General features: G+C 67.7%; 11 protein-coding genes. 4 read left to right on the top strand and 7 right to left on the bottom strand.

The window, feature by feature from the left end:
• The first annotated feature begins 60 nt into the window (after positions 1–60).
• Both ACOZ4N_RS18980 and idi read left to right on the top strand, forming a co-directional pair.
• Positions 61–474 (top strand): Lrp/AsnC family transcriptional regulator, encoded by a 414-nt coding sequence (locus ACOZ4N_RS18980; RefSeq protein WP_424017932.1) that lies wholly within the window; start codon positions 61–63, stop codon positions 472–474.
• A 79-nt stretch (positions 475–553) separates the two neighbouring features.
• Positions 554–1,141, top strand: coding sequence for an isopentenyl-diphosphate Delta-isomerase (gene idi / locus ACOZ4N_RS18975; RefSeq protein ID WP_424017931.1), 588 nt, complete (start codon positions 554–556; stop codon positions 1,139–1,141).
• Between the two features lie 94 nt (positions 1,142–1,235).
• Here idi and ACOZ4N_RS18970 read toward each other — a convergent pair whose 3' ends face one another.
• Positions 1,236–4,121, bottom strand: a complete 2,886-nt coding sequence (locus ACOZ4N_RS18970) for a CARDB domain-containing protein (protein WP_424017930.1) — start codon at positions 4,119–4,121, stop codon at positions 1,236–1,238.
• Positions 4,122–4,392: 271 nt separating this feature from the next.
• Here ACOZ4N_RS18970 and ACOZ4N_RS18965 point away from each other — a divergent pair, with 271 nt between their 5' ends.
• Positions 4,393–5,091, top strand: a complete 699-nt coding sequence (locus ACOZ4N_RS18965) for an SDR family NAD(P)-dependent oxidoreductase (RefSeq protein WP_424017929.1) — start codon at positions 4,393–4,395, stop codon at positions 5,089–5,091.
• A 36-nt stretch (positions 5,092–5,127) separates the two neighbouring features.
• Here the strand turns inward: ACOZ4N_RS18965 and ACOZ4N_RS18960 are convergent, their stop codons facing one another.
• From ACOZ4N_RS18960 to ACOZ4N_RS18940, 5 genes are all read right to left on the bottom strand, one after another.
• Positions 5,128–9,270 carry a beta strand repeat-containing protein gene (locus tag ACOZ4N_RS18960; protein ID WP_424017928.1) on the bottom strand — a complete coding sequence of 1,381 codons (4,143 nt, stop codon included), beginning with the start codon at positions 9,268–9,270 and terminating at the stop codon, positions 5,128–5,130.
• Between the two features lie 286 nt (positions 9,271–9,556).
• Positions 9,557–11,329: a histidine kinase N-terminal 7TM domain-containing protein gene (locus tag ACOZ4N_RS18955; protein WP_424017927.1), complete on the bottom strand. Its 1,773-nt coding sequence runs from the start codon at positions 11,327–11,329 to the stop codon at positions 9,557–9,559.
• A gap of 73 nt (positions 11,330–11,402) precedes the next feature.
• On the bottom strand, positions 11,403–11,738 hold the full coding sequence (locus ACOZ4N_RS18950; RefSeq protein WP_424017926.1) for a hypothetical protein: 336 nt from the start codon (positions 11,736–11,738) through the stop codon (positions 11,403–11,405).
• Entirely contained in the window at positions 11,735–12,775 is a 1,041-nt protein-coding gene (locus ACOZ4N_RS18945; protein ID WP_424017925.1) for a zinc-binding dehydrogenase, read from the bottom strand. Before ACOZ4N_RS18945 ends, ACOZ4N_RS18950 begins: the two co-directional genes overlap by 4 nt.
• Before the next feature lie 54 nt (positions 12,776–12,829).
• A complete protein-coding gene (locus ACOZ4N_RS18940; protein ID WP_424017924.1) occupies positions 12,830–12,979 on the bottom strand; it encodes a hypothetical protein in 150 nt (49 codons plus the stop codon).
• Between the two features lie 166 nt (positions 12,980–13,145).
• Here ACOZ4N_RS18940 and ACOZ4N_RS18935 point away from each other — a divergent pair, with 166 nt between their 5' ends.
• Positions 13,146–13,790 (top strand): MogA/MoaB family molybdenum cofactor biosynthesis protein, encoded by a 645-nt coding sequence (locus ACOZ4N_RS18935; protein ID WP_424017923.1) that lies wholly within the window; start codon positions 13,146–13,148, stop codon positions 13,788–13,790.
• A gap of 1 nt (position 13,791) precedes the next feature.
• Here the strand turns inward: ACOZ4N_RS18935 and ACOZ4N_RS18930 are convergent, their stop codons facing one another.
• Positions 13,792–16,254: a PKD domain-containing protein gene (locus ACOZ4N_RS18930; protein ID WP_424017922.1), complete on the bottom strand. Its 2,463-nt coding sequence runs from the start codon at positions 16,252–16,254 to the stop codon at positions 13,792–13,794.
• Between the last annotated feature and the right edge of the window lie 293 nt (positions 16,255–16,547).

The raw sequence follows: 16,547 nt of genomic DNA, 5'->3' as shown, positions 1-16,547 counted from the left end.
GAAGCTCAGTTACGAATTTCGCAATCCTCAAGTACGCCGGGTGAATACCCTCGAATCTCAATGGACGAGCTGGACCGGCAGATTCTGAGTATTCTGCGACGGGACGCTCGGACGGCCTACACCGAGATCGCGGATCGAGTGGGGACATCGGAGGGGACGGTCCGGAACCGCGTCGAGCGGCTGGTCGATGACGGCGTCATCGAGCGCTTCACCGTCGCCACGTCCACCGGGAACGTCAAGGCGATGATCGAGATCAGCGTCGACGTCAACGTCGACACCGCCGCGGTCTCGGATCGGATCGTCGAGTGGCAGGAGGTGGACTCGGTCTGGCAGGTCTCCGGGGAGGAAGACATCGTGCTGGTCGTCGACGCCGCCGACACCGAGCGGGTCAACGAGTTGATCACGAAGGCCCGGGAGTTGGACGAGGTCGTCTCGACCAAAACCCGGTTGATCTTGGACGAACGGCTCGGGTGAGCCCGAAAAGGGTCGGTTTGCGGAGAAGACAGCAGTCAACCTCGATTCCTTTTTCAACCCGCTGGTCGATTGCACAGGCATGAGTTCAGAGGAGACGGCCGGGGAGACAGACTCCGGCGGGGGCGAGACCGAACACGAGAACGCACGCCAGGCGGTCGTCACGGTCGACGCGGACGACAACGAACTCGGGACGGCCAACCGCCTCGACGCCCACACCGGCGACGGGATTCGCCACCGCGCGTTCACTTCACTGCTGTTCGACGAAGACGACAACATCCTGCTGGCCCAGCGCAGTCCCGACAAGCGGCTCTGGGACACCTTCTGGGACGGCACCGTCGCCTCCCACCCCGTCCAGGGCCAGAGTCAGGAAGACGCCACCCGCCAGCGCCTCGAGGAAGAACTCGGCGTCACACCCGACCAGTACGAGGGGCTCGAAGTGACCGACCGCTTCGAGTACAAGCGTTACTACCCCAACGAGGGCGTCGAGTGGGAGGTCTGTGCGGTCCTGCAAGCGACGCTGACCGACCGGACGCTCGACCCCGATCCCGACGAGGTTGCCGGTCTCATGTGGGTACCATACGAGCGCCTCCACGAGAATCCCAAGTGGTACCGACAGCTCCGGCTCTGTCCCTGGTTCGAGATCGCGATGCGACGCGACGTCGAGTAGCGCCACGACCGACAGTACGCGGTCCGGCGACAGCGACTCAGTAGCGCTCTCCTCACACCGCGAAAAAATAGGGTCGTAGTTCCGGCTCGATGCCTTAGCTACCGAAGTCGAACTCGACGTCGTAGGCGACTTCGTTGTCACCCGGACCGGCGGGGATGCCCTGTTCGCCGTTGATCTGATCGTTCAGACTGACGATTCCGAGGACAGTCCCACAGCCGCTGGCACTGCCGACGTCGAAGTCGTCCGAGACGATCTTCCCGACGTTGTTGGCGTCGAGCCGTTCACCGGAGACCGTGCTGGTGCTCGGGAACGGCGAGCCCGTCTGGAAGCTCTTCTCGGTCGACAGCGAGATGCTCACCGACGGGATCGTACACGTCGGATCGGAGACCGGATCGCCGCGGTTCTCCCAGCCCGTCTGGGCGTTGTCGACGTTCCAGATCGTCACGCCGATGTCGACCGTCGTGTTCAGCGTGATCTTGCCGGTGTCCCGGTTGAGGGTCCCACCGGCTTCGCCGACCTGCGACAGGTCGGCCTCGAAGTAGATGGTCCCCAGGGAGGTGCCGTTGACCGAGTCCCGCGCGGGCGGGAACTGGATGTCACCTTCCCAGGTGTTGTTCGAGGGGAACAGCGTCCCGTCGACCGTGATACAGCCCGGCGTCGGCAGGTAGAACGGCTGCTGCTCGGCCGGCTGGGGCTGGCCGTCACGACAGCTCGGGTACGTGATCGGCCGGTCGTTGTCCGGCGTCCCCGTGTGCAGGTAACTCTCGTCACCGCGCACGTACGACGTGAACGGGATCGGTTCCGTCGGCGGCTCCGGCTCCGTGTTCACCGACACGCTGGTCGCGCCAGTGTCGTTGGCGCTGGCGACCGTCGCCGTGTAGTCGCCCGCGTCACCGCTCTGCGTCGTCCACGACAGCGTGACCGTCGTACTGGCACCGCCCGCCAGCGTCACGTCCTGACTGTCCCGCTGTGCGCCGGCGACATCGAGGGTCACCGTCTGCGTGCCCTCGAGGTCACCGGTGTTCTGGACGGTCGCGGTCACGTCCAGCGTCTCGGTCTCGTTGACCGGCGAGTTGCTGCCGACGTTCGAGACCGCGAAGTTGGCCGGCGTGGCCGGCTCGTTCACCGACACGCTGGTCGTGCCGGTGTTGTTCGCACTGGCGACCGTCGCCGTGTAATCGCCCGCGTCACCGCTCTGGGTCGTCCACGACAGCGTCACCGTCGTACTGGCACCGCCTGCCAGCGTCACGTCCTGACTGTCGCGTTCCGCACCTGCGACGTCCAGGGTCACCGTCTGCGTGCCCTCGAGGTCACCGGTGTTCTGGACGGTTGCAGTCACGTCCAGCGTCTCGCCTTCCGTCACCGGCGAGTTACTGCCGACGTTCGAGACCGCGAAGTTCGCCGGCGTGGCCGGCTCGTTCACCGTCACGCTGGTCGTGCCGGTATCGTTGGCGCTGGCGACCGTCGCGGTGTAGTCGCCCGCGTCACCGCTCTGGGTCGTCCACGACAGCGTCACGTCCTGACTCGTGCCGGCGGCCAGCTGGACAGTCTGACTGTCCCGCTGTGCGCCGGCAACGTCCAGGGTCACCGTCTGGGTGCCCTGCTGTTCGCCCGTGTTCTGGACGGTCGCGGTCACGTCCAGCGTCTCACCTTCCGTCACCGGCGAGTTGCTGTCGGTGCCCGAAACCTGGAAGTTCGCGGGCGCGTCGGGCGCGTTGACCTGCACGCTCGTCGACGCCGTGTCGTTCTCGGTCGTGACGCTCGCGGAGTACTGGCCAGCGTCACCGGTCTCGGTGGCGACCGACAGCGTGACCGTCGTGCTGGCACCGCCGGCCAGCGTCACCTGCTGGTCGTCCGACGTGCCCAGCACCGACAGCGTCACCGTCTGTGTACCCTGCTGGTCGCCCGTGTTCGCGACGGTCGCGTCGACCGTCAGCGTCTCGCCTTCCGTCACCGGCGAGTTCGTGTCCAGAGTCTGGACCTGGAAGTTCGGCGGCTGTTCGACCGGCGGCGCGGTCAGCGTGATCTGCGCCGTCGCCGTGTCGTTGGCCGTCGACACACCGTGCGTGTAGGTGCCCGCCGATAGCGCACTGGTGTTCACGTCGAACGTCACCGTCGTACTGGCCCCGCTGGCCAGCGTCTCGTCCTGGGACGCCAGCGTCTCCAGGGTGCCGTCGTCGTCCGTATCGACGCCGAAGGCGACGGTCTGGGTCCCCTGCTGGTCGCCCGTGTTCTCGACGTCGGCCGACACGGTGATCGTGTCACCCACCGTCGCGTCGGACGGCGCTTGCAGGTTCGACACCTGGAAGTTCGCCGGCGTGGCCGGCTCGTTCACCGTCACGCTGGTCGTGCCGGTATCGTTGGCGCTGGCGACCGTCGCCGTGTAGTCGCCCGCGTCACCGCTCTGGGTCGTCCACGACAGCGTCACCGTCTGGCTCGCGCCAGCGGCCAGCTGGACGCTCTGGCTGTCGCGTTCCGCACCTGCGACGTCCAGAGTCACCGTCTGGGTGCCCTGCTGGTCGCCGGTGTTCTGGACGGTCGCGGTCACGTCCAGCGTCTCGCCTTCCGTCACCGGCGAGTTGCTGCCGACGTTCGACACCGCGAAGTTCGCCGGATCGGGCTCCGGCTCGGTGTCGACGCGTTTGAGCGTGACGACGCCGTCGTCGGCGTTGATCGTCCCGTCGACGGATTCGCCGCCCTGGATGGACGCCGTCACGTCGACCGGGTAGGACTCACCGAAGAAGAAGAACGCCCCGACGCGGAGCGTCACTTCGCTCTCGGTGCCGTCCGCCGTCACGGTCTTGGTCTCGTCCGCGACCGTGATGTCGACCGTCTCCCCCGCAGGAGCGGTGTACGTAACTTTGACTTTCGAAACTTTCCCCGTGAAAAGCGTCTCCTTCGTTACTTCGGCAGTAACGTTCCCGAATTCCGCCTGATCCGTCGTCTGTGTCGATACGTCTGTCGCCGCTGCGGGTTGCACCGCCACCATCCCCATCGCCACAATAGCGATAAGCAGTGCCGTCAACCCGGCTGAGTACAGTAACTTACGATTTGCTTGCAAGGTTTGCATTCCGCTACCCCCAGGTCTTCATAGATTGTTCCATACATATAATATTTCGCTTCAACCAGTGGGTAATTTACGTTCAAAGTTGTGGAATAAAACCGCAGGACTGCGGCCGAATTCGGTGGAGGTTTTCACTGCTGGTAACTGGCGGGTCGGCTTTTTGCCAGTGGCAATCGGCTGGGGACGCATGGAGGTCGAGACGTACAACTCGCTGGGCGGTCAGGTTGCGCTGGTCACCGGTGCAACCCGTGGCATCGGGGCCGCCATCGCCGCGGACCTCTCGAACCGCGGAGCGACGGTGTACGCTGGCGCTCGGGACCCCGGCGACGTGACGGCACCGGAGTTGCTCCCGCTGGAACTCGACCTCACGGACGAGGACGCCGTGGTCGACGCGGTCGACCGCGTGGACGACGAGAAGGGACGCCTCGACATCCTCGTGAACAACGCCGGGGTGATGGACAGTCGGTCGGCGCTCGCGGAGATGCCCACGAACGTGATCGACGAGACCCTCGACACCAACCTGCGCGGCCCGCTCTTGCTCACGAAGTACGCCCTCCCGCTCTTGCTGTGGCGGGACGGGAGCCGCGTGGTCAACGTCTCCTCGGCGCTGGCGTCGCTCCGGGGCGACGCCGGACGCGGGATGCCCGCCTATCGGATCTCCAAGTCCGGGCTGAACGCGCTGACCGCCTACCTCGACGCCGAGTACGGCGACCAGGGCCTCATCGCCAACGCCGCCTGTCCGGGCTGGACCCGCACCGCGATGGGCGGCCCCGACGCCGAGCGCAGTCCCGAAGAAGGAGCGGACACCCCGGCCTGGCTCGCCCGGTTCAAACCCGAGTGTCCCCGGGGACGGTTCTGGCGGGACCGACAGATAATCGACTGGTGAGCGAGCGCGAAAAAGTGTGATCGGTTAGCGAACGGTTCAGCTCGCGGTCGTGAGGTCGAGGAACAGGTCGAGGTCGAGTTCGTTCTCGCCCGACGAGGCCGGGAGTCCGACCTGCGAGTTCACGACTTCGTTGTAGTTGGTGATGATCGTTTCCCGACAGCCAGAGGCACCGGGAACCGAGAACTCACCGTCGACGACCGTCCCGGAGGCCGTCGTCCCCGAGATGCTCAACGGCGTTCCAGTGAGGGTGCCACTCGTTCCCGTCGTCGCGTTCACCACGAAGCTCGTGCCACAATCACCGTTTTCGGCGTCCAGCCCGGGGATGTGGATCTTGAGCGTGCCGTTGATCGTGGTCCGACCGGTCTCGGTATCGAGCGTCCCGGAGAGACCGTTCGGCGCCGTGACGACGACGGTGTACTCACCGATCGGCGACGACACAGTCTGGTTCGGGAAGTCGACATCGGACGGGGCGGCGTAGAACGACCCGTCGCTGTTCACGTCGGCGTCGACTCCGAGACACTGCACGCTCGAATTCGGCGGCTGGCCGTTCGGACACTCGGTGACGTTGAACTGCTGGCCACCCGATCCGCCGACCAGAACGTACCCGTCCTCCGCGGTTCCTTCGATTGCCGTGGGCTGGATCGTCGCGGACTCGACGGTCACGGCCTCCGTCGCGGTGTCGTTGGCCGTCGTCACCGTCGCGGTGTAGTCGCCCGCGTCGCCCTCGGTGGTCGCCCACGTCAGGTTGATGGTCTGGCTCGCGCCAGCCGCGAGGGTGACCTGCTGGCTGTCACGAACCGTGTTGGCGACCGTCAGGTCGACCGTCTGGGTCCCCTGCAGGTCGCCGTCGTTCCGCACCGTCGCGTCGACGGTCAGGATCTGGCCCTCCGTCACCGGCGAGTTGGACGACGTGCCCGTAATCGTGAGGTTCGCCGGATCGGGCTGGGGTTCGACCGTCACGCTCACGTCACGGGCGAAGTTCGTGCTGGCGATCCGCGCGGTCGTCGTGCCGGCGTCGCCCGCGGCCGTCTGCCAGGTGAGCGTCACCTGCTGGCTCGCACCGCCGGCCAGCGTGAGTTGCTGGGAGTCCGTGACGCCACCCGCTTTGACGACGGCCAGTTCGACGGTCTGGGAGCCCTCGAGATCACCGACGTTCGTGATCGTCGCTGTCACCTCGACCGTCTCGCCCGCCGTCACCGGCGAGTTCGACTGGACGTTCTCGATCTGGAACGCCGCCGGGTCGGGTTGCTCCTCGACCGTCACGCTCGTCCGTGCCGAGCCGTCGAGCGTGAACACGCCCGCGGTGTAGTTGCCCGCGTCGCCCGCGGCCGTCTGCCACGTCAGCGTGATCGTCCGACTCGCACCGCCGGCCAGCGTGAGTTGCTGGCTGTCTTCCTGACTGTCCGACGTGGTGCCACTGCGGATGCCCAGCCGAACGGTCTGCGTGCCTTCCTGATCGCCCGTGTTCGTGACCGTCACGGTCGCGTTCAGAGCGTCGCCGGCCGTCACCGGCGTGTTCGTCTGCAGGTTCGACACCTGGAAGCTCGCCGGGTCGGGCTGGGCCTCGACCGTCACGTCCGTCGCGGCGGTCTCGTTGTCGCTCGCGACGGACGCCGTGAAGGTGCCCGTCTCGCCCGCTTCGGTCTGCCAGGAGAGCGTCACCTGCTGGCTCGCGCCGCCGGCCAGGGTCACCTGCTGGCTGTCCTCGACGGCTCCGTTGACACCGAGACTCACCGTCTGGGTGCCTTCGAGGTCACCGGTGTTCGTGACCGTCGCGGTCACGTCGACCGTCTCGCCCGCCGTCACCGGCGAGTTCGACTGGACGTTCGACACGGCGAAGTTCGCCGGATCGGGTTGGGCCTCGACGAAGACGCTGGTCGGGAACGAATCGTTGGCAGTCACGACCGTCAGCGAGAAGTTCCCGGTCTGGCCGGCTTCCGTCTGCCAGGAGAAGGTGACCTGCTGACTCGCACCGCCTGCCAGCGTCACCTGCTGGTCGTCGACCCGGCGGTCGACGGTCCCACCGACGGCCAGGGACACGGTCTGTGTGCCCTCCAGATCGCCGGTGTTCGTGACCGTCGCAGTCACGTCGACCGTGTCGCCCGCGGTGACCGATTCGGGAGCCGAAACCCCCGAGACCGCGAAGTTCGCGGGATTGGGCTGTTCGGTCACCGAGACGCTCGCGGTCGCAGTGTCGTCGTCGGTGCGAACGGTCAGGGTGTTGTCACCCACGTCGTCGGCGGTCGTCTGCCAGGAGAGCGTCACCTGCTGGCTCGTCCCGCCAGCCAGGGTCACCGTCCGGGAGTCCAGCGACGCGCTCCCGTCGGTCAACTGCACCGTCTGCGTGCCCTCCAGATCACCGGTGTTCTGGACGGTCGCGGTCACCTCGACCGTGTCGCCCGCCGTCACCGGCGAGTTGGTCGACGTGCCCGTGATCGTGAAGTTCGCCGGGTCGGGCTGGGCCTCGACCGTCACGTCCGTCGCGGCGGTCTCGTTGTCGCTCGCGACGGACGCCGTGAAGGTGCCCGTCTCGCCCGCTTCGGTCTGCCAGGAGAGCGTCACCTGCTGGCTCGCACCGCCGGCCAGGGTCACCTGCTGGCTGTCCTCGATGGCACCGTTGATACCCAGGCTCACGGTCTGGGTGCCCTCCAGATCGCCGGTGTTCGTGACCGTCGCGGTCACGTCGACCGTCTCGCCCGCCGTCACCGGCGAGTTAGAGGAGACGCCCGAGACCGCGAAGCTCGCTGCGGTCGGCTGTTCGGTCACCGACACGCTCGTCTGGGTCGAATCGTTGGTCGTGGTCAGCGTCGCGGTGTACTCGCCCGCGTCACCGCTTTCGGTCGCCCACGAGAGCGTGATCGTCCGGCTCGCACCGCCGGCCAGCGTCACGCTCTGGCTGTCACGTTCGGTCCCGTCGACCGAGAGCGCGACCGTCTGGGTGCCCTGCTGATCGCCCGTGTTCTGGACGGTCGCAGTCACGTCCACGGTCCCGCCCGCGGTGACTGGCCCGCTGCTGGAGACGCCCGAAAGCTGGAAGTTCGCGGGCGCGTCGGGCGCGTTGACCCGCACGCTCGTCGAGACGGTGTCGTTCTCGGTCGTGACCGTCGCAGTACCCGAGCCGGCGTCGCCGGTCTCGGTTGCGACCGACAGCGTGACCGTCGTGCTGGCACCGCCGGCCAGCGTCACCTGCTGGTCGTCCGACGTGCCCAGCACCGACAGCGTCACCGTCTGCGTACCCTCGCGATCACCAGTGTTCTGCACCGTCGCGTCGACCGTCAGCGTCTCACCCTCGGTCACTGGCGAGTTCGACTCGATGTTCGACACCTGGAAGTTCGCCGGGTCGGGCTGGGCCGCGACCGTCACGCCGGTCGTCGCGGTGTCGTTGGCCGTCTCGACCGTCGCGGTGTACTCGCCCGCGTCACCCGCGGTCGTCGCCCACGAGAGCGTGACCTGCTGGCTCTCGCCGGCGGCCAGGGTCACCTGCTGGCTGTCGCGCTCGGTGCCGGCGACGCTCAGCGAGAGCGTCTGTGTACTCTCGCGCTCGCCGACGTTCTCGACGGTCGCGGTCACGTCGAGCGTGTCACCGGCCGTCACCGATCCGCTACCGCTGACACTCGCGAGCTGGAAATCGGCGGGTGCGGCCGGGTCGGTGCCGCCGTCGGACTCGTTGCCGTCGCCGTCACCGCCGTCCGAATCGTTCCCGTCACCGAAGCCCGGACTGTCCCCGTCTCCGAAGTCGAAGCCGGGGCCGTCGTCGGACTCGTCACCACCGCCGAAGTCCGGACCGTCTCCGTCACCGAAGTCGAAATCCGGACCGTCGTCGGACTCGTTTCCGTCACCGCCGAAGCCCGGACTGTCCCCGTCTCCGAAGTCGAAGCCGGGGCCGCCGTCGGACTCGTTTCCGTCACCGCCGAAGTCCGGACTGTCCCCGTCCCCGAAGTCGAATCCGGGACCGTCGTCGGACTCGTTTCCGTCACCGCCGAAGTCCGGGCCGTCCCCGTCCTCGAACCCGAAGCCGGGGCCGTCGCCGTCGTCGTCGAACCCGAAGTCCTGTGCGATGGTTGCCTGGTTGCCTGTCGCTGCCACTGGTGCCGTGCCGATCGCGAGAACGCCGATCACGACGACTGTCGCGAGCGCCACGGGAATCCCCGCGTCACGGATCCACTGTCCTGTGTTCATGTATATGAGATTGGTTCTCGGTGGCGACGCGGCTCCAGGATGGTAGAGCGGTCCCCGATCCCCCCTGCGATGTCACGCAGTATCAGCGACCTGGAGATCGCAACCGGCCCCCCAGGGCGCGGTCGCGACCGAGCCACCCGGATATCGTCCTCGTATCGTCGCCACTACAGGTGTGCGTTCTGTCGTATCATTGTTGCTGATTGTCCCGGATATCGACGGTACTTTATTACAGAGTATTTTTCCAGCAACTTACTCCGGTCGCCGTTCGGCCGGTGGTTTCGTGCCCTCAGTCGTCGGCCGAGAACTCGATTTCCGACGAGTCCAGCGCCTGCCTGATTCCGACGAACCCGTCGGAGTGTGCGGTGCCCGGTTCGTCCGCCTCGTCGGTGTCCGGCAACCACGCCCTGACGGTACACCCGTCGTCGTCGTTCTCGAACTCCAGACGACCGCCGAACTGCTCGACGGTCCAGTAGACGACCCAGAGGCCGACACCGCTCCCGTGTTTGAGCGCCGTCTCCTCGCCCTCCTCCAGGACGGCCAGTTCGTGGGGGTCGATCCCCGGGCCGTTATCGGCGACTTTCAGGACCGTGAAGTCGTCGTCCTCGCGGACCCGAACGGTCACCGTCGGGTGGTCGGCGTCGTTGTGCTGGACGGCGTTGGCGAGGAGTTCGTCGAGGGCGATGGCGATGGCGGGATCGACCTCGGCGTCCAGATCCGCCGGCAGGTCGACGGTGATCTCCGCCGCTGGATAGCGGTCGCGGGCGTCCCGGACTTCTGTGCGAACCGCCTCGCCGAGGTCGACCGTCACCGTACCGTCCTCGTCGAGCGTCCGCGCGACCTGGCCCACCTTGTCGCTCTGGTCGGTGATCCGGGTCGCCGTCTCCGCGATCAGGTCGAGGCGGTCGCGGAGGTCCGGGTCGGCCAGCTGGCGCTCGACGAGTTCGGCGTTGCCGGCGACGACGTTCATCTCGTTGCGGAGGTTGTGTCTGAGCAGGCGATTGAGGACTTCGAGTCGCTGGCGTTGCTGGCGCTTGTCGGTCACGTCGCGCAGGCTGATGAGCGTCCCGGCGACCGCCCCACGCGCCCGGTGAAGCGGCGAGATCCGGACGTTGTAGTACCGGACGCCTTCGTCGCCCTCCAGCGAGAGTTCCGTCTGGACGTGCATCCCGGTCTCGTCGTCGAGCAACGCGGCCAGAGCGGGCAGGACCGTCTCGATTCGTTCGCCAATCGCGGCCGCCTCCGACCTGTCGAGCAACTCCGCGGCGGCCGGATTGATGTCCGCGATCCGCTGGTTGTCGTCGAGGACGATCACGCGGTCCTCCATGTTCTCCAGGATCTCGTCGCGCGCGAGGTGGCGGGCGACCGGTACCACCTCCAGTAACTGGCCGCGCAGGATCGTGCCGGCGACGATGATCCCGCTGACCAGGAACCCGACGGTCGTCGGATCGATGCCCGTCGGGAGGTAGTCGAAAACGTACAGTGCGTTCCCCACGAGCGGGATGAACATCGCGATCAACAGCGCGGTGGCCTGGGTCCGGTAGACGCCCTCGGCGAAGAGGATGACCCGCAACAACAGCGCCCCGCCGATCAACACCAGCAGGTACGAGTAGATCACGTGGAGCTGAAAGAGCGGGCCGGTGACCGATTCGAACGCGACGAAACCGGCGGTCTCGACGGTCGACACCTCCGTCCACAGAAGGGCCGGTCGAAGCGCGGTCGCCCCGACCACGACGACCGGTTCGATCAGCAGGAGCGCGATGGTTCGGGGCGTGACCCACTCTTCGTTCCCGGTGTACTCCAGCACGAGTGTCAGCCAGGCCAGCGGAATCACACACGAGAACACGGTCTCGACGCGCGTCCAGAAGAACTTCGACTCGAGCAGTACCGTCGCGAGGTTCATTCCCTCCGCGAACGACCAGAAGCTCGCACCGACCAGGAACACGGCGAGTGGTGTCGCCCCCGGACGCTCGCGGTGTTTCAACGCGAACGCACCTACACCCAGTCCCACGACTGCCGAGAGGAACACGGGCGCGGTGTAGGGCGTGTACTGGAGTTGCATCGCTCCGATTGTCGGGTCAACGCCAACCCCGAGAATAAGGGTTCCCTCGGCGCTATCAAAATTGAGAGCGGATTCAGTCCGTTCGGGATCGCACCGCCGACCAGACGGCGAGTGCCCCGAGGACGAGCGCGGGGATCAGCGGCAGGGCGAGGTAGGTGTTACGCCAGCCCCAGCCGAGGGCGGCGACGCTTCCGCGGGCCGCGGGCAGGAGGTACAGCGCGCCCGGGACGATCAGGAAGGCGACGACGATGGCGGCGACCAGCAGCCAGCCGCGCCAGTCGAACTCCTCGTCCACGTCGCCCACGGTGTTGCGCGGGTAGGCGTCGTCCGGGTCGTCGTCGTCCCCGCTCGTATCGCCGTCGCTGTCCTCGACGGCACCCGGTTCGTGGACGTACGTGTCGTCGCTCACAGCTCGCTGTCGGGTCTGACGACGACCTTGCCGAACCCTTCCCGCTCCTGGAGCATCTCGTGGGCCCGGGCGGTCTCGCTCATCGGCAGGGTGTCCCGGACGCGGGGCTCGAACTCGCCTTCCCAGACCAGTTCCAGTACGTCGTCGACCTCGCCGGGCGTCCCCATGGTCGAGCCGATGACTTCGAGCTGGTTCCAGAAGATGCGGTTCACGTCGGTCTCGGGGTTGGGACCTGTCGTCGCCCCGCAGGTCACGATCCGGCCGCCTTTCGCGAGGCTGGCCAGCGACTTGTTCCAGGTGGCGGCCCCGATGTGGTCGACCACCACGTCGACGCCGCGGTAGCCCGTGATGTCCCGGATCGCGTCGTCGAAGTCCTCCTGCTCGTAGTTGATGACCTCGTCCGCGCCGAGTTCCTCGGCGTAGTCGAGTTTCTCCTCGCTGCTGGCGGTCGCGTACACCTCCGCGCCGACGTACTTCGCGATCTGGAGCGCGGCGTGGCCGACGCCGCCGCTCGCGCCGAGGACCAGCACCTTCTCGCCGGGCTGGAGGTCGGCGCGGGTCACCAGCATCCGCCAGGCGGTCTGGAAGACCAGCGACGCCGACCCCGCGACTTCCCAGTCGACGTGGTCGGGCACCGGCACGAGGTTGTCCGCGGGGACCGCGGCCTGCTCGGCGTGGACGCCACGGACGTGTTCGCCGAGGATGTGGAAGTCCACACACATCGTCGGTTCGCCGTCGCGGCAGAACTCACAGGAGCCACAGGAGACGCCCGCCGAGACGGCGACGTGGTCACCCGCCTCGAAGCGGTCCACGTCCGCACCGACCTCGGTGACGACGCCGGCCGCGTCACTGCCGGGGATGTGGGGCATCTCCAGGTCGATCCCCGGGAGTCCACGGCGGGTCCAGATGTCGAGGTGGTTGAGCGCCGCCGCCTTCACGTCCACGAGGACTTCGTCGTCGGCCGGTTCGGGGTCCGGGAACTCGCCGTACTCGATCACGTCGGTGTCGCCGTGCTCGGAGAATTGGACTGCCTGCATAGCCGTGGGGTCGGGCGGCGCGTCCAAAACGGTGTCGACTGATCGACCCGCGCGTCAGGCCCCCTCGGCGGCGACGAATGCCGCGAAACTCGCCTCGTGTCCGGTCCGTTCGACGTGGTCGTCGCGTCGTCCCGCGGCCGACTCGCGGTCGGCCACGATAGCTTCCGCCTCGCAGTCGTGACAGACGAAGTGGTACCGTGCCATTATATGTAATTCAGTACGCATTATTATTAATAGCTTCTCATCGACACATATTGGACTGTTGGCCACTGTGCCGTCGGTTCGGGGATCGGGCCGGCCGCTTCGTGATCGAGAGGAATCCCCCGGGTCCGGGCGGGAGTGTTTAGGGGACGCGACCGGAAACCCCGCTATGGTCGACTTCCAGTCACGCGACACACGACGCTCTCTCGACGACGAGGAGGACAGCGAAGACACGGAGGCGGCCGACACGACGGCCGCCGACGCGGAGGGAGACGAACACGAGGGCGACGGACACGAGGCGGAACACGCCCACGATCACGACCACCACGCGCACGACCCAGAGTCCCTCGGCGTGGCCGTCGTGACGGTCTCGTCGTCACGGACGCGGGAGGACGACCCCGCGGGTGACGTCATCGAGACTGGCCTGACCGAGGCGGGCCACGAAGTGGTCGTCAGGGACGTGATCCGGGACGATCACGACGGCGTGCAAAACACCGTCGACGCGGTCGCCAGCCGGGGCGACGTGGACGCCGTCGTCACCACCGGTGGGACGGGCGTCACACCCGACGACGTGACCATCGAAGCCGTCACCCCGCTGTTCGACAAGGAGTTACCCGGGTTCGGCGAACTGTTCAGGAATCTCTCCTACGACGAGATCGGGACGAAAGTCGTCGGAACGCGCGCCACCGCGGGCATCGTCGACGGTGCGGTCGTCTTCTGCCTCCCGGGCAGCGAGAACGCCGCCCGCCTCGGCACCGAGGAGATCATCGTCGAGCAGGCCCCGCACCTCGCCGGGCTCGCCCAGCGGGAGTGAGCTAGTCGAACCGCCGCCGGGCCGCCAGCAACCCGGCCAGCGCCAGTCCGAGCGCCGCCGCGAGCGGCCCGAATCCGGGACCGTATGCCCCAGTCGTCGTGTCGTCCGTCGTCGCCGCGGTCGACTCGCCGGGGTCGTCCGCGGGGGCGGACGCGCCGAACCGGCTGGCCGTCGACCGGTCGGTCGCCGATCCATCGTCGCCCCCGCCCGGTGCGAGCGCCAGCACGGAGAACGCGGCGGTCCGGTCGCCGATCTCGGCCCGGTACTCGCCCGGTCGCTCCACCGTCGTCGCGACCGAGACCGTCTCCGTCTCGTTGTCGGGCACCGTGACCGAGAGTTCGTCGACCACGCTGTCGGGCCCGTTTTCCCGGTGCCGGCGCACCGTCAGTGGCACCTGCTCCGTACCGTTGCCGGTCTCCGCGAAGCGGACGGTGATCTCGACCGACGATCCGGCGTCGACGGTCTCCCGACCCGTCCGGACCGCGGCGACCGACACGGCGGACTCGGTTTCCGTCCCGTTCCGGTCTGCAGCCGACTCGTCCGCCCCCGGTTCCGACACGTCGATGGGCCCGATCCCCGGACCCTGGGGGTTGATATCGGCACCCACGTCGTAGCCATCGCCGGCACCGCTTCCGCCTGAATCGTCGGCTCCGGACGCACCGTCGCTGTCGTCCGACCCGTCGTCTTCGGCGTCGTCGTCGGACCCGTCGTCACCGCCGTCCGCGTCGTCCTCGTCGCTGTCGTCGCCGGCGTCGTCGTCGGACCCGTCACTGTCGTCGTCTCCGTCCTCGGACCCGTCGCTTCCCGAGTCACCGTCCCCGCCCTCGGAGTGGCCGTCCCCCGAGACGACGGACACATCGGCGGTGATCTCGGTCTCCCGGCCGCGTTCGTCTCGCAACTGTAGCGTGACCTCGTGGGTCCCGGGCTGGTCGAAGGTGTGCTGTGCGGTCGTACCCTCCGGGCCGCTCTCCCCGTCGAAGAACCAGCAGACGTGTGTGAGGCCGTCCGACAGGTTCCGGGCCTCGACGGTGATCGGGTCGCCGACGGTCGCTTCGTCGGGCGCGTCGATCTCGCCGGTCGGCGGTTCGTCGTCCGCCGCGCCGACCTCGATCACGTGTTCGGCCGTCGCCTCGTTCCCGTTCTCGTCGCTGACCGTGACGGCGACGGTGTAGGTCCCCGCCGCGTCGAAACTCGTCTCGGTCGTCGGCACGGTCGTCGTCCGGTCGATGGTCGTGTCGCCGTCGTAGTTCCACCCGTAGCTCTGGATGCCGTCGCCGTCGGTCGAGGCGTTCGCGTCCAGCGTCACGGTCTCGCCGACCGCCGCCGTCGCCGGGCCGGAGACGGCAGGCACTGGCACGTCGTCCGGCCCGTCCGTCTCGGAGCCGTCGTCGGACTCGTCGCCGTCGCCCGAATCCCCGTCGTCGGAGTCGCCGTCGGACCCGTTCTCGGTGACCGTGACGGTCGTCGACGCGGTGGCGGTGTTGTTCGCGTAGTCCCACACCGTGACGGCGGCCCCGTAGTCGCCGGTCGACTCGTAGGTGTAGTCCGCGGTCGGGGCGGTCGTGTTCAGGTCGACGGTGCCGTCGCCGTCGAAGTCCCAGCCGTAGCGCCGGATCCCCTCGTCGTCGGTCGCGTCCGAGGCGTTCAGCGTGACCGACTCGTCGACGGCGGCGGTCGCGGGCTCGGCCGAGAGCGCGGCCGACGGCGGCTGGTCACAGCCGCCCCGGTTGACCGTCACGTTGGCGTCGCGGTCGAGCGTCGTCCGTTCGTCGGGGCCGGTGAACAGCCGCCACTCCTCGACTCGATCGTCGGCGTTGCCCGAGGCGTTCCACTCGCCCCAGGCCGCGGCGTCCTCGTTGAACGCCGGGTCGATCGTGATCGAGACGGACTCGCTCGCGGTCAGTCCGCGGAACGCACCGCCGTCGGTGCGGTCGCCGTACCACATCCAGTCGATCTCGCTCCGCGTGCCCTGGTGGTCGAAGGTGTCGTCGCGGCCGTCGTAGCCGTCGTCCTCGACGGCCCACTCGCCGTCGGTCGGAAGCCCGGTGAACGTCATCGAGGCGACCCCACCGTACGGGCCGTCGTCGTACTCGTCGTGGAGCAAGACCAGACTGTATCCCTCACTGCCGTGGTAGATCAGGAGGTTACTGACCTGGTTGTCCTGCAACTCGGTCGTCCCGGTCGAGCTGTAGTTGGTCGAGGTGTTGTAGTCGTAGAACGCCTCGACCGTTCGGGTCCCGTTCCCGAGCGGGTCGATCCGGTAACACTCCTCGCCCTGTTCGACCGTGATCGTCACCGCCTCCGGCGACGTCGCACTCGCGGTTCCGACGGCAGTCGCCGACGCCGGTGTCGGTGTGTCGGTCGCGCCGGCCGCGACACTCGGCGGGACCACGGCCACGCAGAGCGCGACGACGACGAGCAGTACCAGCGGTCGACAGTCGCCGCCGGCGGACTCGGTTCGCATCACGCACCCCCCGTCGACGGCGCGGTGGTCGTCGCCGGCTGGCACCCAATCGTTCGGAACTGTCCGCGAGTGACGGATCGGTTAGTTGCGCCGATCATGCGATAGCCCGGCCTACCGCGTTTCCACTCATTGTTATGGGCGTACTGCGCCGTCGCAGTCACTCCCTTCGGCGGCGGCCACCCGAGCGACGAACGGCGACGACCGGTGATCGGGTCGTTTCGACGCCGACCGAGAGAACCGCCGCTATCCAGTGCCTACCGTCGCCAGCAACCGGCCCCTCACCCCACCGGTCG

The organism is Halorientalis pallida, from assembly GCF_049605515.1.
GTDB lineage: Archaea > Halobacteriota > Halobacteria > Halobacteriales > Haloarculaceae > Halorientalis > Halorientalis pallida_A.
The sequence above is the reverse complement of the archived record's forward strand: the minus strand, read 5'-3'. Positions and strand labels throughout refer to the sequence as shown.

What these genes read in the sequence shown, in the direction of transcription:
- ACOZ4N_RS18965 (WP_424017929.1), top strand. Translation starts at nt 4,393, where the DNA reads ATGGAGGTCGAGACGTACAACTCGCTGGGCGGTCAGGTTGCGCTGGTC.
- ACOZ4N_RS18940 (WP_424017924.1), bottom strand. Translation starts at nt 12,979, where the DNA reads ATGGCACGGTACCACTTCGTCTGTCACGACTGCGAGGCGGAAGCTATC.
- ACOZ4N_RS18945 (WP_424017925.1), bottom strand. Translation starts at nt 12,775, where the DNA reads ATGCAGGCAGTCCAATTCTCCGAGCACGGCGACACCGACGTGATCGAG.
- ACOZ4N_RS18935 (WP_424017923.1), top strand. Translation starts at nt 13,146, where the DNA reads ATGGTCGACTTCCAGTCACGCGACACACGACGCTCTCTCGACGACGAG.
- ACOZ4N_RS18980 (WP_424017932.1), top strand. Translation starts at nt 61, where the DNA reads ATGGACGAGCTGGACCGGCAGATTCTGAGTATTCTGCGACGGGACGCT.
- ACOZ4N_RS18955 (WP_424017927.1), bottom strand. Translation starts at nt 11,329, where the DNA reads ATGCAACTCCAGTACACGCCCTACACCGCGCCCGTGTTCCTCTCGGCA.
- ACOZ4N_RS18960 (WP_424017928.1), bottom strand. Translation starts at nt 9,270, where the DNA reads ATGAACACAGGACAGTGGATCCGTGACGCGGGGATTCCCGTGGCGCTC.
- ACOZ4N_RS18930 (WP_424017922.1), bottom strand. Translation starts at nt 16,254, where the DNA reads ATGCGAACCGAGTCCGCCGGCGGCGACTGTCGACCGCTGGTACTGCTC.
- idi (WP_424017931.1), top strand. Translation starts at nt 554, where the DNA reads ATGAGTTCAGAGGAGACGGCCGGGGAGACAGACTCCGGCGGGGGCGAG.